The sequence below is a fragment of the Dyadobacter sp. Leaf189 genome, assembly GCF_001424405.1.
Lineage (GTDB): Bacteria > Bacteroidota > Bacteroidia > Cytophagales > Spirosomataceae > Dyadobacter.
Genome location: NZ_LMPS01000001.1, coordinates 780,911 through 807,532, shown reverse-complemented (window position 1 = coordinate 807,532; position 26,622 = coordinate 780,911). Strand labels below are relative to the sequence as shown.

The following is a 26,622-nucleotide window of genomic DNA, read 5'->3' as shown; positions in this document are numbered from 1 at the left end:
AATATGTTAGTATATTTACGGGTACGTACCCGATCGCACTACATCATTAATCCTATTCCTAAACTCTTTTCCTAAAATCTCTATGCATTCGCTTAGCAGAAGAACATTCATTTTACAATCGGCAGCAGCAGGCGCAGGTCTGGGCATGCTGGGCCACATGCCACTTTCAGCAAAGCCGGCAGAAGGCAAACGGGTTGGTATCATCGGTTTGGATACCTCGCACAGCATTGCGTTTGCCAAGGCGCTCAATGCAGCTACCCCCGACCCGGTTTTTGAAGGCTACAAAGTGGCGGCTGCCTATCCTTACGGCAGCAAAGAAATCGAGTCCAGCGCGAAACGCATTCCCGGTTACATTGAAGAGGTGAAAAAGCTGGGAGTTGAGATCGTCGATTCCATTCAGGATTTGTTAAGCAAAACTGACGTGATCCTTCTGGAAACCAACGACGGAAGGCTGCATTTACAGCAGGCGCTGGAAGTTTTCAAGTCGGGAAAAAGAATGTTCATCGACAAGCCGGTAGCAGCTTCCCTTTCTGACACGCTCGCTATTTTTGAAGCCTCGAAAAAATACAAAGTACCTATATTCTCTGCCTCATCCCTGCGGTATATCAAAGGCATTGAAGCGATCGACAAGTCGAAAGTACTTGGGGCGGATACGTATAGTCCGGCCGTTCTCGAAAAAACGCACCCTGATTTCTACTGGTATGGTATCCACGGCGTGGAGACGCTATACACCGTCATGGGCACCGGCTGCAAGAGCGTAACCCGCGTCAATACTCCCAATACGGATATTGTAGTAGGTATCTGGGGCGATGGCCGCACGGGAACATTCCGCGGTACCCGCACGGGAAAACACGATTACGGCGCAACCGTATTCACACAGGATGGAAACAAAGTTCTCGGCCCCTACGGTGGTTATGAACCACTTTTGAAAGACATTATAAAGTATTTCCAGACCGGGGAAGTGCCGGTAACACCCGAAGAAACGATTGAAATATTCGCCTTCATGGAAGCTGCCGACGAGAGTAAAAGGCAAGGCGGAAAAAGTGTATTGCTGGAAACAGTGCTGGCCAAAGCACGCAAGAAGTAAGCATCGAGTCCGTCACCCTAAACCCGGAAATCCCATGAAACAGTTTTTGAACAAACTTTCAAGGCGAAGCTTCATTAAACAAAATTCCCTTGCCGGAGCCGGCCTTGTGCTTGCTTCCACAGGCGCTGCCGATGCATTTTCTATAAAGGCGAATGCAGCTCAAAAGCCGGCTATCCTCGGCGGACCGGCAGCATGGAGTGCCGAAAAGTGGCCCACCTGGCCGCAATGGAACCCTGAAACGGACGAAAAGCAGGTACTTGAAGTTCTGCGGAGCGGAGTATGGTCGCGGGCGCAGGTGGTTACCCAATTTGAAAAAGAATGGGCAGCCGCGCTGGGCGTGAAACGCTGCCTGGCTGTGGTGAATGGGACCAATGCGCTGGTAACTGCTTTGAACCAAATGAATATCAAAGGAGGCGACGAAGTACTTGTGCCTCCCTACACTTTCATTGCGACGGTTTCAGCAGTTTTGTCAAATGGTGCGATGCCCGTTTTTGTGGATATCGACCCGGAAACTTTTCAGATCGACCCGGCGAAAATTGAAGCGAAAATAACGCCGCGCACCAAAGCGATCATCGCCGTCCATATCCTCGGCTTGCCGGCTGATATGGACCGGATTATGGCGATTGCCAAAAAGCACAAGCTGATGGTGATTGAAGATGCCTGCCAGGCACATTTGGCTATATATAAGGATCAAAAAGTAGGTTCAATCGCGGATGCGGGCTGTTTCAGCTTTCAGAACTCGAAGAACCTGCCGATCGGTGAAGGCGGTGCGGTGGTGAGCAATAATGACCAGTTTATGGACCGCTGCTTTTCGTACACCAACTTCGGGAATGCGTACGGAACTGCCGTGGGCTCGGTGAGTGCGGGAAGTCTTATGCAAGGCACCAAACTCCGCTTTACCGAATACCAGGCGGCGATCGGCCTCGCGCAATTGAAAAGGCTCGACGCGCAAACCACGCTCCGCCACGAAAATGCCGAATACCTCAAATCGCTCATCAAAGACATTCCCGGGATCGTGCCTTATAAGTTGTACGACAATGTAAACCGCGGCGCATTCCACCTTTTTCCATTCCGTTTTAAAAAAGAAGGTTTTAAAAACCTGTCGCGCGATTTGTTCCTTACCGCGCTCCGCTCGGAAGGGGTACCCTGCGCAAGCGGCTACGCGACTTTGAACACCCAGCCTTACCTGAAAGACACCTTTGATTCGAAAAATTACCGGAAAATGTATTCGAAGGAAATGCTTGATATCAATGCATACAACGAGCGGAACAAATGCCCGGTGAACGACAAAATCTGTAACGAGGAGGCAGTCTGGTTTACTCAAAACATGCTGCTTGGTACAAAAGAGGATATGAAATCAATCTCGTCGGCGATAGAAAAAGTATACGCCCACGCCGATAAGATTAAAACTGCTGCAAAGAAATGAGAGCATTGCTGCTGGTTTTCCTGGTACTCGCGCAAACCTTCGCTTTTGCCCAAAACAAAGGATGGAAAGCAGGTGTGTCCAAAGTTGTGATCACGCCCGAAGGTCCGCTTTGGATGGCGGGTTTCGCTGTCCGCACGCACGCTTCGGAAGGTAAGCTGCACGATTTGTGGGCAAAAGCGCTGGCGCTGGAAGATGCAGACGGAAAGCAGGCAGTACTGATCACTTCCGACTTGCTGGGTTTCCCGAAAGCAATGTCAGACGAGATACGCGCGCAGCTTTTTGCAAAATACAAACTCTCCAAAGCGCAGATCATCCTCAACAGCTCGCATACACATTCAGGGCCGGTTTTGGGAAGTGCATTGTCTGACATTTATCCATTGCAGGCCGATGATCAAAAGAAAATTGATGCTTATACCGCAGCCTTGGTCAGCCAGATCGTGACTTTGGCGGGGAATGCATTGAAAGCTTTGCAGCCTGCTACATTGCAGTCACAGAATGGCGTGGCGCGTTTTCAGGTGAACCGGAGAAATAACAATGCAGCTACGCTGGAAAGGCTGACTGAGATCACAGGGCCAGGTGACGCGGCTGTACCTGTACTGAAAGTAACTGATGCAAAAGGCAAAATGCTGGCAGTTGCATTTGGTTACGCCTGCCACCCTACCGTTCTGGATTTGTATAAATGGTCGGGAGACTATCCTGGCTATGCGCAGATCGAGCTCGAAAAGCTATATCCCGGAACTACCGCGCTGTTTTTCCAGGGCGCCGGCGCAGACCAGAACCCATTGCCGCGACGTACCGTGCCGCTCGCGATCCAATATGGAAAAACGCTTGCAGCCGCGGTGGAACGCGTGCTGAGCGAGGATATGAAAACGCTCGAACCAAAACTCTCAACTGCTTATTCGGAAGTGGAGCTGTCGCTTACCACTGCGCCTACGAAAGAACAATTTACTGCATTGGCCAAAAATACGACAGGTTATCAGCAGAAATGGGCGAACCGGATGCTTGAAAAAATGGAGAAGAAAGAGCCTTTTACAACCTCCTACCCTTTTCCCCTGCAGGTATGGAAGCTGGGCGACCAGGCGATCATGACACTGGGCGGCGAGCTGGTGGTTGATTATGCCATTAATCTGAAAAAGATTTTCGGCCAGGACACTTTCGTGATGGGCTACTCCAATGATGTGATGACCTACATTCCGAGTGCCACCATCCTGCGTGAAGGCGGCTATGAAGGAGAGGCGGCAGCAATTGTGTACGGGCTGCCTGCCACCTGGGCTTCCGATGTAGAAATCAAGATTTTAAACGGAATGGTTAACCTTGCCAAAGAAGCAGGTGTGACCAAACCTGAATCCCGTGTGATCAAAAATTAGACTAAACAGTGACCCATACCCACCACCACCTCCGATTTGAAGCGCTTGATCATAAAGGATCACTTACAGCCCGGCACTATTATTCGGGTTTTGATCGCGCTCACGATACGTACAATGCGATTTCGGCTGCAAGCGACGGCAGGATTTACTACGTCCTTTCGTCGGATCAGTACGAAATCGGCGGACAAATGTTTGTGTTTGATCCGGAAACTGACGAGACACAGTTTATCGCCGATCTGACTGAAGTGTGCGGAGAAAAAGAGCTGAAAGTGATTCCGCAGGGAAAAAGCCACGTGCGGTTTTATGAAAGAAATGGCAAACTGTATTTCTCGACACACGTCGGTTTTTACCAGCTGATCGACGGAATGGATCGCTTGCCTGAAACACCGCCGGCGGGTTATCAGCTTTATCCAGGCGGCCACTTTCTTTCGTACGATCTCAAAACCGGCGCATTCGAAGATCTGGCAATCGTGCCAAACGGAGAGGGAATGGTTTCGATGACGATGGACCGGGAGCGTGGGCATTTATACGGGATTACGTGGCCGCACGGGAATTTTGTTCATTATGATATAGATCAGAATAAGCTTAAAAACCTCGGACCGATTTCGGCAGATGGCGAGGCAGGTACACCGGGTGACGATTTCCGTTCCTTGTGCCGCTCGCTTTTCGTGGATGCCGAGCTGGCAGATGTATATTTTTCAGTGGCAGAAGGTGATATTTTTACATACAACCCGGAAGTAGGCGCTGTTCGGAAGTTGCAGAATGTGGATTTACGCCTTGATTATTTTGGCAAATACGATCCTACACGTCCGGGCAGCATGTCGTACAACTGGCGTAAGATCTTCTGGCACCCGATTGAAAAAGTAGCTTACGGCGTGCATGGAAACTCGGGTTACCTCTTCCGGTTTGACCCGCGCAAGGAGCAGATCGAGATCGTGGAACGCATTACTTCCGGACCTTCCAAAAGGAGCGGGATGTTTGATCAGTTCAGTTACGGTTACCTCGGCTTTCAGCTTGGCCCGGACCAGGAAACGATCTACTACCTGACAGGCGGCCCCATTTATGTCGATGGAAAACGGCTGAAAGGCGAAGAGCAAATTGCAAAAGGGGCTGCCAAGGGCCTGGAAAACCTGCATCTGATCACTTACCATATTCCTTCACAGACTTACATTGACCACGGTCCCGTGTTTTACGAAGATGGCGAAAGACCTACTTACGTGAACTCGATTGCAGTGGGCGCGAATGGCGATGTTTATACGCTTGCCCGGTTTGAACACAATGGAAAAACAATCCAGGATCTGGTAAGGATCCCTAATCCATTTGCCTGACCGACGATCAAAGTACATTGATTACCAGTATGATTTCAATTCCAATGCTTTTTTCCAACTGACAACGCAATTAAAATCTTAAACCTATATCCAATGACAACCAATCTGAACGATAACAACAACGCTGCTTCGGGAAACCAGGAAAGCGGCAACAACAGGAGAGATTTCATCAAGAAATCGCTTACAGGAGGCGCGGCGCTTGCATTCGGCGGCGTGTTACCAGGCTTTTCTCCTAAGAGCTATGCCAAAATTATCGGCGCAAACGAGAAAGTGCGCGTAGGAATGATGGGTGTGAACAGCCGCGGACTCGCATTGTCTTCGAACTACGCTTTGCAGCCCAATTGCGAGATCGTATCCATTTCGGATGTAGACTCCCGTGCTGCTGAAAAGGCGATCAGTACTGTTGAAGGAATTGCCAAATACAAGCCTGCGAATGTTCCTGATTTCAGAAAGGCACTTGAAAACAAGGATATGGACGCGCTGGTAGTGGCAGCCCCCGATCACTGGCACGCACCAGCGGCGATACTCGCCTCAAAAGCAGGCAAGCACGTGTACCTCGAAAAACCATGCAGCCACAATCCGCATGAAGGCGAGTTGCTGATCCAGGCTGCGAAAAAGTATAAGAATGTAATTCAGATGGGTAACCAGCGTCGCTCGTGGCCCAATGTAGCCGCTGCGATCAAGTCTTTGCATGACGGAGTAATTGGCCGGGTGTATTATGGAACAGGCTGGTATACCAATAACCGCGCATCAATCGGCATTGGAAAAGAAACAGCTGTGCCATCCTGGCTAAACTATGATTTATGGCAGGGACCAGCACCTCGCAAAGCTTACAAAGACAATGTGGTGCATTACAACTGGCACTGGTTCTGGAACTGGGGAACAGGCGAAGCCCTGAACAATGGAACCCACATGCTCGATCTTCTGCGCTGGGGCTTGCAAGTAGAATACCCGACGCGGGTAACCTCATCAGGCGGCCGATTCCGCTACAAAGATGATTGGGAAACACCGGATACGCAGGTGATCAATCTTGAATTTGCAAACAATACCATGATGTCGTGGGAAGGCCGCAGCTGCAATGGCCGCACCAATGAAGGGACTAGTGTAGGGGTTGTCTTTTACGGTGAAAATGGCTCGCTGCAGATCGGCGAGGGCAATACTTACCAGATTTTCGACCTTAAAAACAAACTGGTGAAAGAAGCGAAGAACGACTTCGTGATCGACCCGCTTAACAAGATGAACCCGTCACAGGGACTCGACGCATTGCATATCCAGAACTTCTTTGACGGTATCAAAAAAGGCACTGCATTGAATGCCGAGATTGTAGGCGGACACCAGAGCACATTGCTCGCGCAGCTCGGAAACATTGCGGTACGCTCCGGCGGTGTGCTGAATGTGGACCCTACGAATGGGCATATCAAGGGCAATAAGGAGGCGGAGAAGTTGTGGAAGAGAGAATATCAGAAGGGCTGGGAACCGACGGTTTAAATATGAAAACAGCAACAGCCGCAATAAAAGTTGAGAACCTTACCCGTCAGGAAACGACCATTTCCATTTTCCTGATCGGGGTAATGTTTTTCATTTTCGGATTCATTTCCTGGGTCAATTCGATATTGATCCCTTATTTCAAAATCGCCTGCGAGCTCACCAGTTTTCAGGCTTACCTCGTCGCATTCGCATTCTACATTGCCTATTTCGTGATGTCGGTACCTTCTTCATTTTTATTGAAGAAGGTTGGTTTTAAAAAGGGTATGATGTTCGGGTTCTGGTCGATGGCTTTGGGCGCATTCATTTTTGTGCCCGCCGCCATGACCCGTACTTACGAGATATTCCTGCTTGGTCTTTTTACCATCGGTATCGGTCTGGCTATCCTGCAAACTGCCGCAAACCCTTACATTACCATTCTGGGCGCCAAGGAAAGAGCCGCCCAGCGGATCAGTATCATGGGGATATGCAACAAGGCAGCGGGTATTTTGTCGCCCATTGTGTTTGCAGCCGTTATCCTGAAACCGACCGACACGGACCTCTTCGCGCAGCTCAGTTCAATGACAGACATTGAAAGAAGCGCCGCGCTGGACGAGCTGATCCGTCGCGTGATCAATCCGTATATCGCATTGGGTACGTTCTTGTTTGTGCTGGGTATCCTGGTATTCAAATCGCCACTGCCGGAGATCGATACCGAACACGAGAGTGAGGAGATAGCAACTGCCAATGCGGGGAAAACGAGCATTTTCCAGTTCCCTCACCTGATCCTGGGTGCATTGGCGATTTTCCTGCACGTAGGCACGCAGGTAATCGCGATCGACACCATTATCGGTTATGCCAATTCAATGGGCATTGACTTACTGGAAGCGAAGGTTTTTCCTTCCTACACTTTGTTCTGCACGATCTGCGGGTACCTGATCGGTATTACGGTTATTCCGAAATTCATCAGTCAAGTCAATGCATTACGCATTTGCACGATCCTGGGTACCGTGTTTTCCCTGCTTATTATTTTCACAAAAGGGCAGGTTAACTTCCTCGGACACGAGACCGACATTTCGATCTGGTTTGTGGTATTGCTTGGCTTAGCCAACTCACTGGTTTGGGCAGGCATCTGGCCGCTTGCATTGGATGATCTGGGCCGCTTTACTAAGCTAGGTGCCTCAATCATGATCATGGGACTCTGCGGAAACGCAATCATGCCGCTCTTCTACGGCTACTTCGCCGATCAGTTTGACGTAAGGCAGGCGTATTGGGTATTGATTCCTTGTTATTTGTACCTGGTGTTTTATGCCGTGAAGGGGCATAAGTTGAGGAGGTGGGGCTTCTAAATGCTGTCGGCTTTCGGCAGTCGGCTGTCGGCTTTTGTCACCCTGAGCGCAGTCGAAGGGTAAAGGCGACCGCTCTGGTATTAAGGACATCCTGCATTCTGCTTCGACTGCGCTCAGCATGACAAAGTGGTTGGGCAAGCCCGATGGTAAAATCTAATATTTTGAAATGAAAACAAAAATCACAAACGGCACACTAATCACCCCTTACCGCTATATCAAAAACGGTACGCTGGTAATAGAGGAAGGAAAAATCATTGGCATTCATCAGGGAGATATTCATGTACCTGACGCGCAGGTAATCGACGCAAACGGACATTACATCGCACCTGGCTTCATCGACATTCACATTCACGGTGGTGGCGGACATGATTTTATGGATGGAAGTGTGGAAGCATTTTTAGGAATTGCTGAAACGCATGCCAAATATGGCACGACAGCAATGGTGCCCACTACTTTAACAAGTGAAAAGGCTGATTTGCTGGAAACGCTGGATTTGTATGAAAAAGCAAATGCAGTGAATACAAACGGCGCGCAGTTTCTCGGGATGCATTTGGAAGGTCCCTATTTCGCATTGAGCCAGCGGGGCGCCCAGGATCCGCGTTATATCCGCAATCCTGATCCTGCCGAATATGAAGAAGTGCTGGCTTATTCTTCTTCCATTACCCGGTGGAGTGCTGCGCCGGAGTTGCCGGGGGCTATTGATTTTGGTAAAAGATTAAGACAAAAAGGCATTCTGGCCGCAGTAGCGCATACCGACGCTATTTATGAGGAGGTTTTGGATGCATTTGAAAATGGCTATACGCTTGCCACGCATCTATATTCAGCAATGTCGGGTGTAACGCGGCGGAATGCATTCAGGTACGCGGGTACCATTGAAAGCGCTTTTTTGCTGGATATGGACGTGGAAATTATCGCCGACGGGGTGCATTTACCTGCGCCGCTTTTGAAGCTGATCTATAAAATCAAAGGAGCCGATCGCATTGCATTGATTACCGACGCCATGCGCGCCGCAGGAATGCCCGAAGGGGAAAGTACGCTGGGCTCGCTTAAAAACGGGTTGAAAGTAATTGTGGAAGACGGTGTGGCCAAGCTGCCCGACCGTACTTCGTTTGCAGGAAGCGTGTCAACAGCCGACAGGCTGATCAGGACGATGGTTCAAATGGCGGATGTTTCGCTGCTGGATGCAGTGAGAATGGCGAGTTTGACACCTGCAAGAATCATGGGAGTGGACCAGCGAAAAGGCTCCCTAGTGGCTGGGAAAGATGCTGATATTGTAATTTTTGACCAAAACATATCAGTACAAAAAACCATCGTGAAAGGAAAAGTAATCTACAATAACGCTATATAAGTATTAACAACACGAGAGATGAAAGTTGACAATCTGGAAATAAAGATTTTTGATACAAGAAAAGAAATGGGCACTGATGCGGCTCGCTTAGTAGCAGACAAGATCAGGGAATTGCAGGTCTCAAAAGATACATTGAACATCATTTTCGCCTCTGCGCCTTCTCAAAATGAATTCCTGGATGCATTGAAGGAAGAGGAAGGAATTGCCTGGGAAAAGATCAATGCATTTCACATGGACGAATATGTAGGTATCCCTGCCGATGCGCCGCAAAACTTTGGCTACTTTTTAAAAGTACGTCTGTTCGATTTCAAACCGCTTAAATCGGTTAACTACCTCGACGGAAATGCAGCTGACCTCGATGCGGAATGCAAGCGATATGCGCAGCTGCTGCTCGATAACCCTACCGATATTGTTTGTCTGGGTATTGGTGAAAACGGGCATTTGGCATTCAACGATCCGCATGTGGCGTTTTTTGATGATCCGCAGGTTGTAAAACAGGTGGAGCTTGACGATGCTTGCCGCCAACAGCAGGTAAATGACGCGTGTTTTGATACGTTCAATGAGGTACCTGCCACTGCATTGACGCTTACGATCCCTACTTTGATGAAGGCCAAATATGCTTTTTGCATTGTTCCGGGAGAGAAAAAGGCGCAGGCGATTGCCCATACCGTTGAGGAAGATATTCAGGAATTGTACCCGTCGACGATCCTGCGCAACCACCCGAATGCAATTCTTTTTATCGATAAAGCGAGTTCAGGGATGCTCAAAGAAATTTCGTCTTACAGTCAGGCATAGTTCGTTTTGAAACTATCTTGCACCTGTTACATCAACCCATTCAAATGAGAAAACAACTCTTGACAACCGCTTTATTAAGCGCAATGGCATTTAACCAGGCATGTAATTCGAATAAGGAAGAGGCAAAGGATGAGGAAGGTAAAAAGCCGCTGAGTCTGATCGTGGTGGAGCCCGGCCACTTCCACGCGGCGCTTGTTCAGAAATCCATGTATGACGATGTGGATTCGGTAGTGCACGTGTATGCAACCGAAGGTCCCGATGTGAAGGCATATCTCGACAAAGTGGAGAAATACAATTCCGCGCCCGAAAATCCGACCCGGTGGAAAGAAGAAGTGTACACGGGTACCGATTTTATGGACAAAATGCTGTCCGACAAGAAAGGCAACGTGGTGGTTTTGGCTGGTAACAACCAGAAGAAAACTGATTATATCAAAAAGTCTGTCGACGCGGGCTTAAATGTGCTTGCAGACAAACCAATGGCGATCGACGCGGCTGGTTTTGATAAATTGAAAGAGGCATTCGAGAGCGCGAAAAAGAACAATGTGCTTTTGTATGATATCATGACCGAGCGTTATGAGATCACAAATGCATTGCAGCGCGAGCTGGCTGCGGTTCCTGAGATTTTTGGTGAGTTGCAAAAAGGTACACCTGAAAATCCGGCAGTGATGAAAGAAAGCGTGCACCATTATTTCAAATACATTTCCGGCGAGCCGCTGGTCCGCCCGACCTGGTTTTTCGACGTAAAACAGCAGGGCGAAGGAATGGTGGACGTGACGACGCATTTGGTTGACCTTGTGCAATGGAGCGCATTCCCGGATGTGGCTTTGGATTATGCGAAAGACATGGAGCTGCTCAGCTCAAAACGTACCGCCACGCAGTTGACGCCATCGCAATTCAAGCTCGTCACCAAAAGCGAAACTTTCCCTGACTTCCTGAAAAAAGATGTGAAGGATACCATTTTGAATGTGTATTCAAATGGAGAAATGACCTATAAGCTGAAAGGCGTGCACGCAAAAGTTTCTGTACTATGGAATTTTCAGGCTCCCGAAGGTACCGGCGACACGCATTACTCGATTATGAAAGGTTCAAAATCCAACCTGATCGTACGTCAGGGCAAAGATCAGAAGTATAAGCCTGTGCTTTACATCGAGACCAAAGACAAGAGCAAAGCTTATGAAGACGCAGTTGCAGCTGCATTCAAACCGGTTCAGGACAAATACCCTGGTATTGAATTGAAGAAGATCGCTGCCGGCTGGGAAATTACGATTCCTGCGAAATACGACACAGGCCACGAATCGCACTTCGCACAGGTTGCGAATGCTTATATGGGCTTCCTCAAAGCAGGCAAGCTGCCGGAATGGGAAGTACCGAATATGATTGCGAAGTACTGGTTGACGACGGAGGCTTTGAAGAAGGCGAAATGATTGCATGACCCGTGTTCCGTCGGTTGAAACCGACGGAAATGGATTTGGCGAGCGGCGCGGAGCGCTGCTCGCTTTTTTTTGTTAGAACAAATTCAATTGGTTATCAGACGCAAACCCCTTTCCTAGCATTGGCAATTCATCGATTACGTCGAACTGTCGTCTGTTACTATTGAATTTTCTGATTGTAATTCTGTCGCAGCGAAATTCAGCTTTAAACTCTGTGAAAAGTGAATAAGCAATTTCAATCCATTCTGGTTGAAGTTTTCGGCCAATTGACATGTGGGGTACTTTAAACAGCTCCATCCAACCTTCCGTTAACTCCTTCAAAAACTTTGAGTTAAGCTCTTCCTTAAACTTTTTAGACGCTGCTACGATCTCTTTCGATGAATCAATGGTAGGCTGAATGTAAAATGCGCCGTTGGTTGGAAAATGTTTAAATCCATCCAATTTAATATCAAATGGATCTAGGCCTCCAATTACTTTTCTGAACTCTTTAAGCAGTAGTGGATAATCGTTTTCGTATGCGTGAAATTCAAACAATGTAATATGCGCCTCCGAATTGACACTATTGAAGAAGCCGCCAATTGCTTGTTTCAAAGCATTTTTCATTCCTTTTACTTTTTCAATAATGTCAGCTGGCGGCCTGATCACGATAGAGTATCTAACTGGCTGTTCCCTTTTGAAGATTTCTTTGTATTGCTCTTCGACAAGTTGAATTTGTTCGTGTTCTAATTCATCAAACTCTTTATCTACTGCTCTTCGGGACAATCGTCCTTCGTTTTGCTCTAAAAACTTGATAACCAATTCCACTTTTTTATCTGACATTAGAACATCATCATTTAATCGTGTTTTGAAGGTGTCACGGTTTTCCAGTTGCTTAATGCCGTTCGGAATAATATTCTCCATTGTGTAGGCAATGCAATCAAATAGAAATTCAGCTTGTTTTGTAGCGTCAAAAAAACGGTAATAATCAGTCGTTTCATTTTTGACTTCTACGTTATTGTCTGCTGCAATGGCCCATTCAATAAAGGGTAAGATCGGACGTGAGTAATGCTCTAAGACAGCCTGATACTCACCTATTCTTTCAAGAATAGCAGCTGAAACAGGAAATATCATCCCCTCGGGACTAAACTTGTTTCGGGCTAACAAATGGTGTATGATATATCGATGAATACGGCCATTACCATCAATGAAAGGGTGAATAAATACAAAGCCGAATGCAATCGATGCTGCGATTAGAACAGGATGATATCCTTTTTCAGTCATCAGTTTGGCAGCTTCCAAGAGGCCGCTAAGCAGGGAGTCTAGATCTTCCCATCTAGCTGAAATATGATCGGGCTTAGGTGCGCCTGTTACTTTATCATGCTCACCAACAAAACCATTTTGTTTCCGAAATCCCAACTTGAGCTTTTTTGTATCGCCAAGCACCATCTGCTGCAAGCGTAGAAATTCCTCAGATGAAAGCTCTTTACTTCCAGCCTGGGCAATTGCTTTTCCCCAATCAGAGGCTCGTGTTTGAGACGGAGACTCGCCCTCAATCGAAAAGGAAGACTTTGAATCTTTTAAGATCAAAAACGCAGAAATCCTGAGCAAGATGTCTTGTCGAATGCTTGCTAGCATTTCATAAGTTTCCTGCTCCAAATTCTTATCAATGTATTCTTCAAGCTTGACTGACTTAAATATCAATGGGCAAAAGTCAATAGTTCCTGGCAAATTATTACGAATGCGCTGCCGGGGAACATTCACAGACTTTTTAAGAGTGTACTGTAAATTTTCATTCAGCAATTCCACATAGTTTCCATTCTTCAAATCAGGTACATCGAGCGGCTGCGGCATAAGCCATTCGTACAAAAACCAAACGCGCCTACTGTATTGCCCATTTGGTTGCGATCTAATTAAAGTTTCAACTCCTTCTCTACCGATGACATCAAATAGCTTTTTGAAGAAAAGAAGATTAACTCCTTCATATTTTAGCGCAAATACCAGGTGCCCGTAGAGACTGTCCGATGGTTTATGTCTGGGTGTGTAGACTTTCCAACCTTTGGTTGAATACAGTTTATGACGACTTCCTATAAGTGACAAGGTATCCGGTAAAGGGAGCGGCAGGGCGAGTGTATCAATGACCGCTCCATACCCAACTAACTCTGCTTCTTCCGGTGCTTCTCGTCCATGAAAAGTGGTTATCGCTCGTGAAAAATGCATATTTTAATGTCTTGTTCTCGATGCACTTGCCATGCTATACATCAGAGTCCTTCTAACAAGTTACAAAGTTGTGAATATCACCTATTTATCGTGAAAAACGCTTAAATCATGTTTTTTTTATGAAAAACGCATACAACTTCAATTTTGTCTTTCGCCACATCCCAATCCATAGCATTCATAACAAATGAAAATATTAGACCTTGACCAGCTTGATCTTAACAAAACATACTCCTACGCCGACTACCTCAAATGGCAGTTCGATGAGCGTATTGAGTTGATCAAAGGCAAGATTTTCAAAATGTCGCCCGCGCCTGCTACCAGGCACCAGCAATATGTAGGCGAGATCTTTCGGCAGATTAGTAATCACTTGCATCGCAACACTTGCAAGGTTTTCGTCGCGCCTTTTGATGTGAGACTAACACCATCTCAAAAGACGGACTCTACGAAAATCCATACAGTAGTACAGCCAGACATCTGCGTGGTTTGTGATCCCTCTAAAATCGATGCAAAAGGCTGCATTGGTGCTCCAGACTTGATTATTGAGGTTCTATCCCCCGGAAATACGCAGAAGGAGATGAATGAAAAATTTGAGATCTATCGGGAAAATGGCGTGAAGGAATATTGGCTGGTGGAGCCGAATGACCGTATTGTGCTGGTGTATGTGCTTGATGAAAGTGGCAAGTATATTGGGCTGAAACCCTTTACGGAATCCGAAACTTTGACTTCCCAGTCGCTCGATTCATTTAAGCTTTTAGTGAAAGAGATTTTTGAGGTTTAGCAGGTCCGCCATTGATATACTACCTACTCTTCCCCTCAAACAATGTCACCCCAACTTTCCCAAATAATCCCTTGCCCGAAATCCCGCTTCTCTTGTCACTCCGTTTTGAAACCATCAAATCGTCTCTATACTCCGCCGAAACGGTTAGTCGCGACCATTTGAAACCGACAGAAGCTGATGACACCGGGGCGACGCGCTGAAAGCCGAAAACGTCTTTAATAACTCTGTCTCCGTCGCGGGCTTCGCGTTGGACGATTGAGATAAAGGCATTTCCTCCTATTTTGCCGTCGACAAAAAACTTAAATTGTGATTCCGGATTCAGGTACAGCCTCAATCCCGCATCCGCCGCAACCCTGTGATGCAGTTCGCGGGTATAATAATGCGCCGTAGTTTGGCTGGGATAATGAAAAAGTTGCGGATGCACCTTCTTCTGCGCATAACCTACTTGCCCCATCACAGACCATCGCGGATTGAGGGATTTTTCAAAATAGATCCCCCCGCCCGACGAGCGATCCGAAGAAAAATCCAGGTCCTCTTCCCCGTAATTTACATCGGCTGCGTAGCTTTTGTGGTACCAATCACGTCCATACTCAGCCTGAATGCCGATTTCCCATCCTGCCACTTTCTGGGCTTTTGCGGAAAATGAAAGGCTAACAAGCGCCATTGCCAAAATCGTAAACAACTTTCTCATACACGTTCTCGAAAAAAAGGTAAAACACATTGATTTCGAACGCTATATAATCATTTTCATCTAAAATTTTTCATCTTTAATCAGGAGAAGATTCTCCCAACCTGATCCGCTCCACGTTCTCGAAAAAATCAAGGAGCTGTTTGAAGGAAAAGTACGTATTACTCAGGTTGGGAGCGTAGCCCAAGTCTTTTAGAGCGAGAATATACCCGCCAAACATCGTCCAGAGTTCCTCCTTCCACCGCTCGACCGCGCTGCTACTGAGCAACTCGCTTACCTCCTCGCCGTAAGCCAGCAACATTGCGTCAGAAGGTGGGGTTGTGTGTGTGTTTGTGTTCATTTTTTGTGAGGTTTAAAGGTGTGACATTATGCATGTTGCTTCGACTGCGCTCAGCATGACAAAGGTGAGGTAACTAAGCTTTGTCACCCGAAGCGACCACCCCTTGTCACCCTGAGCGGAGTCGAAGGGCCTAGCGACAAAGCCTCTTGCACGTGATGCTTCGACTGCGCTCAGCATGACAAAGGCGAGCTCTCCAACCCTTGTCACCCTGAGCGCAGTCGAAGGGCTGATGCGGTAGCCACAAACCTCCTACCATCTCACCAAGTAACCAACCGCCTCCCCATGTAAATTACCCAAAAACTTACCGCCGGATTTATATAAATTGCCTCTTTAACCAAACACCTTTCCGCATGACACATACTACCGCCAACCCGAAGATCCACGAGGGACGAAACCTCAAACGGTTCCGCGAAATGCTCGGAATCAAACAAGATGTGCTCGCTTTCGAGCTCGGCAGCGAGTGGAACCAGCAAAAAGTTTCGCTCCTCGAACAAAAAGAAAAAATCGATGCCGACATCCTCGAACAGGTTTCCGCTATTCTTAAAATCCCCGCTGAGGCAATTCGGAATTTTGATGAGGATCAGGCGATCAATATCATTTCAAATACATTTCACGATCAGGCTTATTTAGGTAATCCGCATTCAACATTTAATGTTAATCCAATTGCAGAAATAAGAAGACTGCATGAGGAGAAAATGGAGCTTTATGAGCGGATGTTGAAGGAGAAGGATGAAATGATGGGGAGGTTGGAGCGGTTGATTCTTGCAAAGTGAATTTATTGCAACCAATGCTAGAAAAGAATCTATACATAATTGCGGGTTGTAACGGTGCTGGAAAAACAGCTGCGTCTTTTGCAATATTACCAGAGATTTTGGACTGCAAAGAATTTGTAAATGCAGATGAAATAGCCAAAGGAGTTTCTCCATTTCAACCCGAAAAAGTAGCGTTAGAAGCTGGGCGAATCATGTTGAGCAGAGTAAATGAACTCCTAAATGGAAATGACAGTTTTGCATTTGAGACGACATTGTCTACGCGAAGCTACAAACCCAAAATTGAAGAAGCGAAGAAGAAAGGTTTTACAGTAACGTTGATTTTCTATTGGCTCAATGATGTCGAACTAGCAAAAGAGCGTGTACGGATGAGAGTTTCAGAAGGAGGGCACAATATAGAACCCGATGTGATTGAAAGAAGGTATATCAAAGGAATCAAAAATCTATTTGAAATCTACCTACCAATAGTTGATCTTGCCTTCATAATTGACAACTCATTTGAAGATGAAGAATTAATTGCGAAAAGATCAAGAGATTATAGTTTAAATGTATTTCAAAAAGAGAAATTTAATCAACTTCGAAATCTGTATGAGCGAAATTGAAAAAGAGTTGGCATTACAAGAAAAAATTCTATTGGGAATCAAAAAAACGCATGAAAAAGTTGTCGAGTTCAAAAAGCAAAAAGGTACTCCGCTTGTTGTGATGAGAGGTAGTGAAATTGTTAAAATCAAACCTTGGGAAAAATAAGAAATACAAAGCTAGTAACAGCTTAAAAATATAAATTGATCAGATCAAGTTTAACGCTCAAAAAGGATGTCCATATAAGTAAATTTACCGTTAACGCTTTTTGCTTTGGCACTAACAGTGATAAACTTGTTTAAGTGTAAACTTTCGGTAAATGTAGACTTAATTAAATTACTATCTCCAATAATCTTAATTTTTGGCTTATCCCAAATATCATCGACATACTTGTTCTTTATATGAGCTGTACCTTTTCGTGTGTCAGTGTTCAAATCATAGATTTGTAAATTGTATTGCTGATATTCATCATCAATCTCGACAACTTTTCCATATTCTTCTATATACTGAATTTGTTCGACAATTTCTTCGGCGAAATCAGCATTAATTAATCCTATGGAAATGTCTTTATCGTTATTATCATGGCCAAGGACTTCAATTTGAATAAAGCCTTTACCAATCTCTTCACCAATTTTATCAAGATGATCAACTGATTTGAGTATAGAACTCATTGTTTTCTGCTCCGCTGATTTGGAATAAGGAAGACCAATTGATTGGTAAACATTAGCTAGTTTCGAGGTTATCTTCTTTGAATATTTCGACTCTTTGTCTATCCCTAGATCTTCAAAATCGACTTTGTTTAGATTAGCTTCACGCTCTAATAGCAATTCTGTCTCAGAAGTAAAATCATTCAAAAGGTATTCAATGAAGTTTTGAACATATTCTTGAATACTCTCGTCCTGATTGCCAAAAAATAGAGGTAATTGCCCTTTCCGATCGACTGTTATCCGAAAGTTAATTTTAAAGCTTCCCTCTGATGGTACCGTGAGAAGCAATTTAGGATCAATGCTTGGTATATTAAGTGGTTTAAGAAGATTCAAGAAGATACTTTCAATGCTAGTAGTTATCGAAGCCGCCACTTTCGGAATAGCTGAATACACGTCGGCGAGCTTACCTTGAAGACTAAATGAATAATTTAGGCCCAGAACACTTTGAACATTAGGACAAAAAGATTTTTCTAATGGTAAATATTCGGCAGGAATTAAATTCACATCAATGATAAAGTTCTGATTCAATTCTCCATTGATGGTTTTCTCAACAATGTAAATCAATTGTTTTTTCAATAAAAGATCACGATAAGTACTTACTCCTTTCGTAAAAAGGACATATTCTTTATCAGTGACCAAAAAATGCATATAATGAAAGAGATATCCATCCTCGTCCTCACTAATCAATGAACCTAAAATTCTATTTCCATAGATATTGGTTCCCGAGAAAAGAATCGGAAATTCATCAAAATGAAAAACTTGATAATTATCCGCTATGGTAAAAATATCGGATTCCTTTTCCTGCTTATATTTTTCGTCTATTTCAAACATCTTCAACAGGAATAAACTTGTCCACGGCTCAAAATCAAGGCTAAATTCGTCAGATTTAAACAGGTCGTAGTGATTTTTATTATATACAATTTGATTCGGGGTATGCTTAACAATTCCCGCACCTTCTCTCAACCTGAATATTGCTACGTGCTTTCTACTAGATTGCGGATTAAATTGGCGGGTAACTTGTATCTGGTTTATTGTCGCTGCTAAACTTTCCTCATTAAAAATTTCGATAGAAAGACCCCGGTTTCCACACAAATTATCACATCCTCCTTCGCTAGTTTTATTTCTCTCGTGATGCGTTCGAAAGTCTCTAATGTGCAGCTTATTTTTGTTATCAATACGTCTGAGAAATAGATCTTCGTAGTTTTCAACACAATTTCTGAGACATTTACACACATGTCCGTCATTTATACGAGTAAAGTTCATGCTCATAACTACATTAAAACAAAGGAGAGTTAATACATCATTAAGGCTGTGGGATTTTGACTTATAAGCTGTAACTCTTCAATTTTTACTTGTGAATTCAATGCCAACGGCCAATATCTTCAAGCATGTACTTTGCTTTCCATGTACCCGGTGATGAGTATCGATCGTGCGACACAGCGCAATTTGGAAAGACGGCGAAGTCGACGTAATCGTCGCCAATGCTGCTTGGGAGAAGGTCGATATGAATAGTAGCTTAAGCTTACAATGTCGTGCAATTGTGTAGCGTCTCCTGCCTAGGAAAAGAACCCTTCAAAACTCAAATCTTCATCAAGCTTTTCCCAATGAATTCCGAAAGGAGATAATTCGTAGCTTTCCCTCTCGTCAATAGACGCATTTAATAATTTCGGGAACCACTTTAAAGGATGGCTGCGCTCTTCGCCGGATACGGTTTGGATAAATATATGATCATCCGCAAACCAAACTTTTTTCACTTCAATTTCCATGATACTCTTTCCATTTTAGCAATGATGAACATGATCGGTATTTTACCTAATTCATCTCAAACTTTCCACTCCAACTCCACCCCCTCCCCCACCAAAAACCCCTGAAACCCCTCCAATAAATCCTTATCCTCCCGCACTTTCTTCGGCGCAACCTTCTCCCCCAAAGCAAACTTCACCAACAACCCCACAGCCTCCCCAATGCTCCATTCAACCGGATGCAGGCGGTAACAGCCATTTGTAATGTGCGTGGTGCCGATGTTCTTGTTGGCGGGAAGCAGATTTTCCATGCGTATGGGCAGCAGGGCGCCGAGGGGGATTTGGAATGGCAGGGAGGCGAAATCGATGTAATTGTCGCCGGCGCTGCTGGGGTGGAGGTCGATGTGGTAGTAGCCGATGCCGACGCTGTCAGGGAAGAAGGCGGCTTTGGTTTTGTCGCCGGGCGCGCCGTTTGTGACGGCCATTTCGCGGTTTACGGCGCCGACGTGCTCTTCCTTGATGGTGAAAAGTGCCTTGATGCGCCGCGATTCGCGGACGTAGGGGTATTTGGCGAGGCCGTCGTCGGTGCCCATGATGTCTTTCCGGAGGCGGATGCCGGGCCAGCCTTTGCCGCCGTCGGGGCGCGGAGCCTCGGTTTGCAGCCAGTAAAGCAGCGAGAGGCTGAGCTGTTTGGCGCGGTCGATGTGCTTTCGGAAATCCTTTTCGCTGGCGCCGATGAGGTTGCCGAGCATATAATCGTTTTGCGGCCAGTTGACGATCGTGATGTCGCCCGCGTAGGTGCCGGGCGTGAAGTTCTGGCGGCTGATAATGCGGCGGTACAGCCAGAGGTTGAGCGCGTCGCCCGTTTTGATGCCCTCGGGGTGGAAGCCCAGCATTTTCGGTTCGAGGGTTTTGGGATTGGAGTACGCCAGGTCCAGCAGCTTGCCCGACCAGGGTTTGCTCATTTTAGGGACGTGGTTTCGCCAGAAATCGTATTCGGCGGGCTTTTCGATGACGTGGTTTTCGCCCGGCCGGTAGTCGATCGCAAAACACATCGTGAATGCCTGCACATTGTCGGGGTTACCTTTTTCGGGGGCGTGGAGCTCGCCGGTTTCGGCTTTGGACTCGGTGCCGGTGACGAACTCGGCGCCGGTTATCGGCAGCAGGTCGCCCAGCTCGGTGGCATCGGCAAAATACGGCGCCGACAAGGTAACCCGCCGGCCCGTGCGCGTGCTCACGACATCGAGCGACTTCACGCAGTTGCCCTGCACTTCGGCCGAAACGGCTTTGTGCTCGGTGAGGAGCGTAAGCCTGCCGGAACTTATGTAAGGCGCCAGCATTTCGTTCAGCACCGCCACCGCCACACGCGGCTCACAGCAAATCCGCGACACCGCCCCATCGCCCGGATTGAGGTATTTACGGCTTTTGGCTTCGTCGGTGAGGGGATAATGTTTGATATAATATTCCCGTATCGCATTGCGGAAATCGCGGTAAGCTTTCGGCGCGCCGTGCGTTTCGATCCACTGATGCTCGTCCGGCGGGACGCCTTGTTGGGAAATCTGCCCGCCGATCCAGTCGGTCTCTTCGGTGAGGATTACGGTTAATCCGTTTCTCAAAGCGGCGAGCGAGGCGGCGCAGCCGCCGAGTCCACCGCCGGCGACTATCAAATCCGCAGTTAGGGTTTCCTGCGACTTGCTGTTATGCAAAAAAGGTTCGGACTGTTTAGCCGAACCTTCTGAAATTGTATTTACGAATGCACCTGTCAGTGCGATGTTACCTAGGAAATTACGACGCTTCATTGTTTACACTTACTAGTTAAAAATGCCTTATCATGCTGAGCGCACCGGGCCGCCGGGCGGTCGAAGCAACGTGCACGATGCGAAAATCAGCTCACTTTACCCATTACGTACATTTCCTCCATTGTTGGCGAAGGTACGCCGCCTTCTTTTTCCAAGGTAATGGCAAATGCAACTGCGCCAGGTTTGGTGCTTTTCATCTTAAGTACTTTCCCGGCGAAATCCTTGTCAAGCATTCCTATATCCACCGGCTTGTCATCTACAATCGTCCACAGTTGATATTGCTTCCCGGCAGGTGCAACAGGCAGGTTCTGCACATCTAGCATTACTTCGTTCGTCTGCTGGTTCCAGAATGCCGCCACACTGCTTTCCGGAGACTTCGGCATACCGGCCATTTTGACCACCTTGTATTGTGGGTTCCGGTACATTCCCGCAAGCGACTCTGTATAGGCAAGATTGTTTTTCATTCCTTCCATTTCGCCACGCATACTGCCGACTTCGGCAGCCAGCTGCTCGTTACTGCTCTTATAGCCGCTGATCTGCGTGGCTGACCAGCCTGCAAAAAGCGCCAGCAGAATAGCAGCCGCAGCTGCAACTTTCGCCCAAAGCGGAGTTACTTCTCTCGTCTCAACCACTACCCTTTCAAACGCGTCTCCTATTACCCTGCCACCATCAGTCTCCATAACCCTGGGTGCTTCGATGCTGTCGTTTGCTCTTACTTCTTCCTGAGTGCCGGTAGTATCACCGTTTTGCGTGTCATTATTTATTTCACCAGCCGAATCGAAGTTCATCATAGCGAAAATCGATTCTTTCAATGAAGCCGGAGGCGGTGTTTGATGTTTCAATGCATATTCTTCCAAAGCATTCTCAGTTCTCATCAACTCTTCCTTGATCTCCGGATAAATATGAGACATACACTCGACCTCCTGTTTTTCCTGAGGAGAAACAGTGCCCAATACATATTCTTCCAATATGCCGGACTCTATGTATGCTTGGATATTCATGCTGCAAAGTATTGTTTTAACTCTTGTAACGCGGTTCGGATCCTCGATTTAACCGTGCCCAGCGGAATGCTCAGCTCCTCGGAAATCTCTTCATGAGTGTACCCCTGGAAATAAGCCATGTCAATGAGAATTTTTCGCTCGGGACGAAGCATATCTATGATTGCCTTCATATCCGAACTCGTTGTCTGTAAATCTTCGTACGCGTCTTTTTCATTCCTCACCGCTATGTCTTCAATATCATCCATTGCCGGCTTTCTACCTTCCACCCGCACCGCGTCAATCGCGCCGTTACGCGCTATGTTCATAATCCATGTAAACAGCCGTCCTTTCTCCGGATTGTATGAAGCTATATTCTTCCAGATTTTAACGAAGGATTCCTGTAACACATCTGCGGCTTTCTCCTCGTCCCTTAATGTTTTTGAAATGATATTAAACAAAGCGCCCGAGTAATGGTCGTACAGGAAATCAAATGCCACCTTCTCATTCCTTTTGAGAGCCAGCACGAGTTCCTCTTCCGAGTATTTTACCTTGCTTGTCGCCAAGAGTCGCTTAATAGTTAATTGTGCATTACTTACTGGCAATCTAGCGAAATTTCCCAAGAACCAGTCTGCGCGATTGTAAATTATTGTCACGCCCGGCCGCCTCCTCAAACGGCCGGATTGCACATGTTCAGAAGGAGAGTCGGGTGTTAAATAAAAGGCGATCATGTTAGTGTGTTTTCAATCATATACGATCAAATACACGCGGTTAGATCAAACGATGCATGTTGATTTTCAAAGCTTTTACTTTCTCAGCTTTTCGACGCGCCAGAGGGTCAGAACAAGGAAGAAAGCAATGAGGCTCAGCAGATAAATGACATTGCGGGAGTCAACCAGTCCCTTGCCGAGCGCGAGGTATTGCTCATCCAGCGCTACCCATAAAAACAGCTTTGAAAGTATGCCCGTACCGAGCATCTGAGACACCGCGCTGAAACCAACGTACCAGATAAACGCGATGAATACACCCAGGATGAATGCTACGATTTGATTGTCGTTGAGCGAAGATGCCCACAAGCCCATTGCAACTACCGCCCCACTGAACAACAGCAATCCAATGTAAGATCCCGCAACTGCGGCTGAGTCAATATTCCCTGCCGGACTACCCAGCTGGTAAATGCTGTAATAATAGATCAGTGTTGGTAGTAATGTAAGTAAAACAAGACTCCAGTTGGCCAGGAACTTGCCGATTACCAGGTCTGCGTTGGTGACAGGCTTCGTAAGCAACAGTTCAAGTGTACCGTTGCGGGCTTCCTCAGCAATGGATCGCATGGTAATCGCCGGGATCAGGAACAAGAGCACGTAAGGTGCGAGGCGAAAAAACGAGCCCATATCTGCATAACCGTAGTCGAGGATATTGGAATCCGGGAAAACCCAGACGATCAGCCCGATCGCAGTGAGGAACACGACCATCACCATATAGGCAATCAGCGAATTAAAAAAGCTGCCAATTTCTTTCCGGAAAATTGCAAACACTGTCTTTATTTTAAGATATCAACTTTTAAAAGTTATTCAAAAACGGGTTTATCCCGGCGGATTATTGCAGCTACGATCAGGGAAATTATAAATCCGGTCACCACATAACCCAGTACCCCCATTACAAACACAATTCCGGGAGACATGAATTTCTGCGAAAGCTCCATCGCCTGGTCAATCTGCGCATCGTCCATTCCTTTCCGCTCCATATCTTCCCTCACCTGATCCATGCTCTGCGTGAGCATTGTCTTGTCAATGAATTGAATGTAAAACATCGTAAAGGCGGAGCTCAGAAGCCCCATTACCGCCGACAGAAGTGATCCTACTCCCAGGCCTTCACCATAGCTCATAAAACCCTTGTTCTGCTCCCTGAAATTCTTCATTGCCAACACAATGGCGACGATCATGAATACAAATGAAAGCGACGAAAGCAGCTTGTTCTGCCCCAAACCGGCCACATTGATGATGGTGGTGTAGATCATGATGACGACCGAAGCCAGCACGCCGTACTTCAAAGCCACCCGCGCAGTAGATGTTTTTTCTTCCATGGTTCCTAGGTTGATTCAGGTAAGTCGATAGGTTTATGATTTATTATGAAAAACGCCGTAATCCTGCTTTCTCAATATCAATGATATGACGAGAATAGGGATAATCCCCATTACTGTCTTCTTGCTTACTTCATCCATGATAATCTCCGATCGCTCCATGCTACCCACTCCATTGTACATTTTCATAAACTCGGCTTCCCCAATGTTCTTCACGAGCTCCGCTTTTCCTTCAAGCATCAGCGCCTTCATTTCGGCCAGGTAACTGGTAAAAACGGCGGGATCAATGTAAGTAACAAAAAAGTAGATCAGCCAGCCCGCAATCAGGGCGCCTATGGTATTGACCACGTAACCGATCGTGAGCGCTTCCCAGAGGTGCAAAAATCCATTCCCCACCTTTTTGCGATAGTACCAGCAGGCTCCCGCGATCAATATCACGTGGATCCCAAAATCCATGATCTTGTTATTTCCCAGGGGAACGATGCCCATCAGATACAACCCGATAAAAAATACGAAAACCAGTATCCCCAATGCCAGTCCGAAGAGCAGCGAAAGTTTGAGAATAGGTTTGTTAAAATAGGCAATTATTGACTTCATGAATACCACTCCTGTTTACCGTTGTTGATCACCCCACTTACTTTGCCTTTCAGCGTCTTCCCCAAAAACGGTGTATTTTTAGATTTAGAGTAGCTCTTATCAAATGTCCATTCAGCTTCCGGCTCAAAGAATGTGAGATTCGCCAGGTCTCCTACTACAATTCCCGCCGCAGGAAGCCGCAGGATTGATCTTGGCTTACTTGTAAATTTCTCAATGATCTGTTCCAGGCCCAACCCGCTGTGCATTATTGCCAGCGAGAAAGCTGTTTCAAGACCAGTCATACCGAAGTCCGCGTGATCAAATTCCAGGTTCTTACTCTCCTCGTCGTGCGGATTGTGGTCAGAAACGATCGCATCGATCGTTCCGTCTGCCAGCCCCTGTCTCAATGCAGCCCGGTCATCCGCAGAACGGAATGGCGGGTTAACTTTCAGGTTGGTATCAAAGCCCAGCAGGTCCGAGTCCTCGAATGCAAGCTGATGCGCAGCTACGTCACAGGATATCGGCAGGCCCCGCTTTTTAGCGTCGCGGATCAGGTCCACGGCCACCGAAGTAGAGATCAGTGAAATGTGCAGTACCGGATCTGAGTTGCTGTACATGCTCTTTTCTAATGCATATTCAAGCAGTTTGAGATCCCGCGTGAGCATCATTTCCTCAGCCAGCGCAGGTATTCCTTTCATGCCCGTCAGAGTACTTGTAATGCCTTCGTGTATTTGCCCGTACAATGAAAGCTGCGCCTCCTCGGGCCGGTTCATCAGCAATGCATTGAGCGGACGAAGGTACAGGATCGTTTTCAGCAGCAGATCCGCACTTTGAACCGCATGCTCGCCGTCGGTAAATGCGATTGCCCCCGCAGTATGCAGGTCGATCATTTCCGTGAAATCCACACCTTCTGCTTTCCTGGTTACAGAAGCAGTCGGACGTAACGTAACCAGAGTGCCACTACCCGCCTGGCGGATATAGTTCAGTGTATCTTTACTATGTACTACCGGATTGGTATTCGGCAGGAGGACAATTTCTGTAAAACCACCATGAGCGGCCGCGGCGCGAACGGTTGTCAAATCTTCCTTGTGTTCAAACCCCGGGTCACGTGCAGCCACGCGCATATCTATCCACCCGGCAGATACGCAAAGCCCTTTCGTGTCCCTGATAGCCGCGTCCCCGGCGGAGAGGTTATGACCTATTTCTTTTATTTTCCCGTCTTCAATAAGAATGTCTTTAACCTGGCCGCTGAACGGCGATTTACTGTCAATGATTCGGACGGATCGGATTAGCAATTTCATATTCTAAATCTGGTAGCCGGATGCATTTGTTGATCCGGTTTCAAAAAAAAAGCTCCGATTGGAGCTTTAACCTTTTATCAGGCACCTATAAATTTTTGGTAGTCTTCTGCGGATAACAGCCCATCGCCGTCGGCAGGACCGGCAAGGCTGATCTTAACCATCCAGCCACGTCCGTAAGGATCTGTGTTCACAAGTTCAGGTTCACCGTCAAGTTCTTCATTTACTTCTAGCACTGTTCCTGCAACTGGTATAAATAAATCGGAAACTGTTTTTACGGCTTCAACAGAACCGAAAACTTCCCCTTTTTCGAGTGCATCCCCAACAGTATTAATATCCACGTACACAATATCGCCTAATTCGTGCTGCGCATGATCCGTGATTCCGATTGTTGCTGTATCGCCTTCTATTAGAATCCACTCGTGGTCTTCTGTGTACTTTAGATTTGAAGGGAAATTCATGATTTATTAGGTAAGTTTTGGATGAATCTGATCCGCA

26 protein-coding genes are annotated in these 26,622 nt (G+C 46.7%); 13 read left to right on the top strand and 13 right to left on the bottom strand.

The window, feature by feature from the left end:
* Positions 1–82 precede the first annotated feature (82 nt).
* The 9 genes from ASG33_RS03555 to ASG33_RS03515 all read left to right on the top strand — a co-directional run bounded on the left by ASG33_RS03555 (position 83) and on the right by ASG33_RS03515 (position 11,588).
* Entirely contained in the window at positions 83–1,087 is a 1,005-nt protein-coding gene (locus tag ASG33_RS03555; RefSeq protein ID WP_056280381.1) for a Gfo/Idh/MocA family protein, read from the top strand.
* A 34-nt stretch (positions 1,088–1,121) separates the two neighbouring features.
* Positions 1,122–2,513 carry a DegT/DnrJ/EryC1/StrS aminotransferase family protein gene (locus ASG33_RS03550; protein WP_056280378.1) on the top strand — a complete coding sequence of 464 codons (1,392 nt, stop codon included), beginning with the start codon at positions 1,122–1,124 and terminating at the stop codon, positions 2,511–2,513.
* Positions 2,510–3,880 carry a neutral/alkaline non-lysosomal ceramidase N-terminal domain-containing protein gene (locus ASG33_RS03545; RefSeq protein WP_056280375.1) on the top strand — a complete coding sequence of 457 codons (1,371 nt, stop codon included), beginning with the start codon at positions 2,510–2,512 and terminating at the stop codon, positions 3,878–3,880. The genes ASG33_RS03550 and ASG33_RS03545 overlap by 4 nt, the downstream gene beginning before the upstream one ends.
* Positions 3,881–3,888: 8 nt before the next feature.
* Positions 3,889–5,208 carry a hypothetical protein gene (locus tag ASG33_RS03540; protein WP_056280372.1) on the top strand — a complete coding sequence of 440 codons (1,320 nt, stop codon included), beginning with the start codon at positions 3,889–3,891 and terminating at the stop codon, positions 5,206–5,208.
* A gap of 93 nt (positions 5,209–5,301) precedes the next feature.
* Positions 5,302–6,696 carry a Gfo/Idh/MocA family oxidoreductase gene (locus ASG33_RS03535; RefSeq protein ID WP_056280368.1) on the top strand — a complete coding sequence of 465 codons (1,395 nt, stop codon included), beginning with the start codon at positions 5,302–5,304 and terminating at the stop codon, positions 6,694–6,696.
* A gap of 2 nt (positions 6,697–6,698) precedes the next feature.
* Entirely contained in the window at positions 6,699–8,021 is a 1,323-nt protein-coding gene (locus ASG33_RS03530) for a sugar MFS transporter (protein WP_056280367.1), read from the top strand.
* Positions 8,022–8,187: 166 nt separating this feature from the next.
* Positions 8,188–9,369, top strand: coding sequence for an N-acetylglucosamine-6-phosphate deacetylase (nagA, locus tag ASG33_RS03525; RefSeq protein ID WP_056280364.1), 1,182 nt, complete (start codon positions 8,188–8,190; stop codon positions 9,367–9,369).
* 18 nt (positions 9,370–9,387) lie between these two features.
* Positions 9,388–10,164 carry a glucosamine-6-phosphate deaminase gene (locus ASG33_RS03520; RefSeq protein WP_056280362.1) on the top strand — a complete coding sequence of 259 codons (777 nt, stop codon included), beginning with the start codon at positions 9,388–9,390 and terminating at the stop codon, positions 10,162–10,164.
* Positions 10,165–10,208: 44 nt separating this feature from the next.
* Entirely contained in the window at positions 10,209–11,588 is a 1,380-nt protein-coding gene (locus ASG33_RS03515; RefSeq protein ID WP_056280359.1) for a putative oxidoreductase C-terminal domain-containing protein, read from the top strand.
* 81 nt (positions 11,589–11,669) lie between these two features.
* Here ASG33_RS03515 and ASG33_RS03510 read toward each other — a convergent pair whose 3' ends face one another.
* Positions 11,670–13,790 carry a 2'-5' RNA ligase family protein gene (locus ASG33_RS03510; protein WP_082489076.1) on the bottom strand — a complete coding sequence of 707 codons (2,121 nt, stop codon included), beginning with the start codon at positions 13,788–13,790 and terminating at the stop codon, positions 11,670–11,672.
* Positions 13,791–13,974: 184 nt separating this feature from the next.
* Here ASG33_RS03510 and ASG33_RS03505 point away from each other — a divergent pair, with 184 nt between their 5' ends.
* Entirely contained in the window at positions 13,975–14,568 is a 594-nt protein-coding gene (locus ASG33_RS03505; RefSeq protein ID WP_056280356.1) for a Uma2 family endonuclease, read from the top strand.
* A 19-nt stretch (positions 14,569–14,587) separates the two neighbouring features.
* Here ASG33_RS03505 and ASG33_RS03500 read toward each other — a convergent pair whose 3' ends face one another.
* Both ASG33_RS03500 and ASG33_RS03495 read right to left on the bottom strand, forming a co-directional pair.
* The gene (locus ASG33_RS03500; protein ID WP_056280353.1) at positions 14,588–15,259 is read right to left on the bottom strand and encodes an outer membrane beta-barrel protein; all 672 of its coding nucleotides are present in this window, start codon (positions 15,257–15,259) and stop codon (positions 14,588–14,590) included.
* A 76-nt stretch (positions 15,260–15,335) separates the two neighbouring features.
* The gene (locus ASG33_RS03495) at positions 15,336–15,596 is read right to left on the bottom strand and encodes a hypothetical protein (RefSeq protein ID WP_056280350.1); all 261 of its coding nucleotides are present in this window, start codon (positions 15,594–15,596) and stop codon (positions 15,336–15,338) included.
* Positions 15,597–15,946: 350 nt separating this feature from the next.
* Here ASG33_RS03495 and ASG33_RS03490 point away from each other — a divergent pair, with 350 nt between their 5' ends.
* The 3 genes from ASG33_RS03490 to ASG33_RS25915 are packed head-to-tail and all read left to right on the top strand — an operon-like array spanning position 15,947 to position 17,113.
* Entirely contained in the window at positions 15,947–16,369 is a 423-nt protein-coding gene (locus tag ASG33_RS03490; RefSeq protein ID WP_056280348.1) for a helix-turn-helix transcriptional regulator, read from the top strand.
* 14 nt (positions 16,370–16,383) lie between these two features.
* A complete protein-coding gene (locus tag ASG33_RS03485; RefSeq protein WP_056280345.1) occupies positions 16,384–16,968 on the top strand; it encodes a zeta toxin family protein in 585 nt (194 codons plus the stop codon).
* Complete coding sequence (locus ASG33_RS25915; RefSeq protein ID WP_200942717.1) at positions 16,955–17,113, top strand: hypothetical protein; 159 nt, start codon at positions 16,955–16,957, stop codon at positions 17,111–17,113. Before ASG33_RS03485 ends, ASG33_RS25915 begins: the two co-directional genes overlap by 14 nt.
* A gap of 50 nt (positions 17,114–17,163) precedes the next feature.
* On the opposite strand, the gene ASG33_RS03480 is transcribed toward ASG33_RS25915, so the two are convergent.
* The 10 genes from ASG33_RS03480 to gcvH form a co-directional block, all read right to left on the bottom strand.
* Positions 17,164–18,915, bottom strand: a complete 1,752-nt coding sequence (locus tag ASG33_RS03480) for a hypothetical protein (RefSeq protein WP_157474546.1) — start codon at positions 18,913–18,915, stop codon at positions 17,164–17,166.
* A 293-nt stretch (positions 18,916–19,208) separates the two neighbouring features.
* Positions 19,209–19,418 carry a DUF2442 domain-containing protein gene (locus ASG33_RS03475; RefSeq protein ID WP_056280339.1) on the bottom strand — a complete coding sequence of 70 codons (210 nt, stop codon included), beginning with the start codon at positions 19,416–19,418 and terminating at the stop codon, positions 19,209–19,211.
* A gap of 56 nt (positions 19,419–19,474) precedes the next feature.
* Entirely contained in the window at positions 19,475–21,193 is a 1,719-nt protein-coding gene (locus ASG33_RS03470) for an FAD-dependent oxidoreductase (RefSeq protein WP_056280336.1), read from the bottom strand.
* 86 nt (positions 21,194–21,279) lie between these two features.
* Entirely contained in the window at positions 21,280–22,194 is a 915-nt protein-coding gene (locus ASG33_RS03465; RefSeq protein ID WP_056280333.1) for an anti-sigma factor domain-containing protein, read from the bottom strand.
* Positions 22,191–22,736, bottom strand: a complete 546-nt coding sequence (locus ASG33_RS03460; protein WP_229238548.1) for an RNA polymerase sigma factor — start codon at positions 22,734–22,736, stop codon at positions 22,191–22,193. Before ASG33_RS03460 ends, ASG33_RS03465 begins: the two co-directional genes overlap by 4 nt.
* A 240-nt stretch (positions 22,737–22,976) precedes the next feature.
* The gene (gldF, locus tag ASG33_RS03455; RefSeq protein WP_056280331.1) at positions 22,977–23,705 is read right to left on the bottom strand and encodes a gliding motility-associated ABC transporter permease subunit GldF; all 729 of its coding nucleotides are present in this window, start codon (positions 23,703–23,705) and stop codon (positions 22,977–22,979) included.
* Positions 23,706–23,737: 32 nt separating this feature from the next.
* Positions 23,738–24,253, bottom strand: coding sequence for a DUF4199 domain-containing protein (locus ASG33_RS03450; protein ID WP_056280329.1), 516 nt, complete (start codon positions 24,251–24,253; stop codon positions 23,738–23,740).
* A gap of 33 nt (positions 24,254–24,286) precedes the next feature.
* A complete protein-coding gene (locus tag ASG33_RS03445) occupies positions 24,287–24,847 on the bottom strand; it encodes a DUF4199 domain-containing protein (protein ID WP_056280326.1) in 561 nt (186 codons plus the stop codon).
* Complete coding sequence (locus ASG33_RS03440) at positions 24,844–26,127, bottom strand: dihydroorotase family protein (protein ID WP_056280323.1); 1,284 nt, start codon at positions 26,125–26,127, stop codon at positions 24,844–24,846. Before ASG33_RS03440 ends, ASG33_RS03445 begins: the two co-directional genes overlap by 4 nt.
* Positions 26,128–26,204: 77 nt before the next feature.
* Positions 26,205–26,585 (bottom strand): glycine cleavage system protein GcvH, encoded by a 381-nt coding sequence (gene gcvH / locus ASG33_RS03435; protein ID WP_056280320.1) that lies wholly within the window; start codon positions 26,583–26,585, stop codon positions 26,205–26,207.
* Between the last annotated feature and the right edge of the window lie 37 nt (positions 26,586–26,622).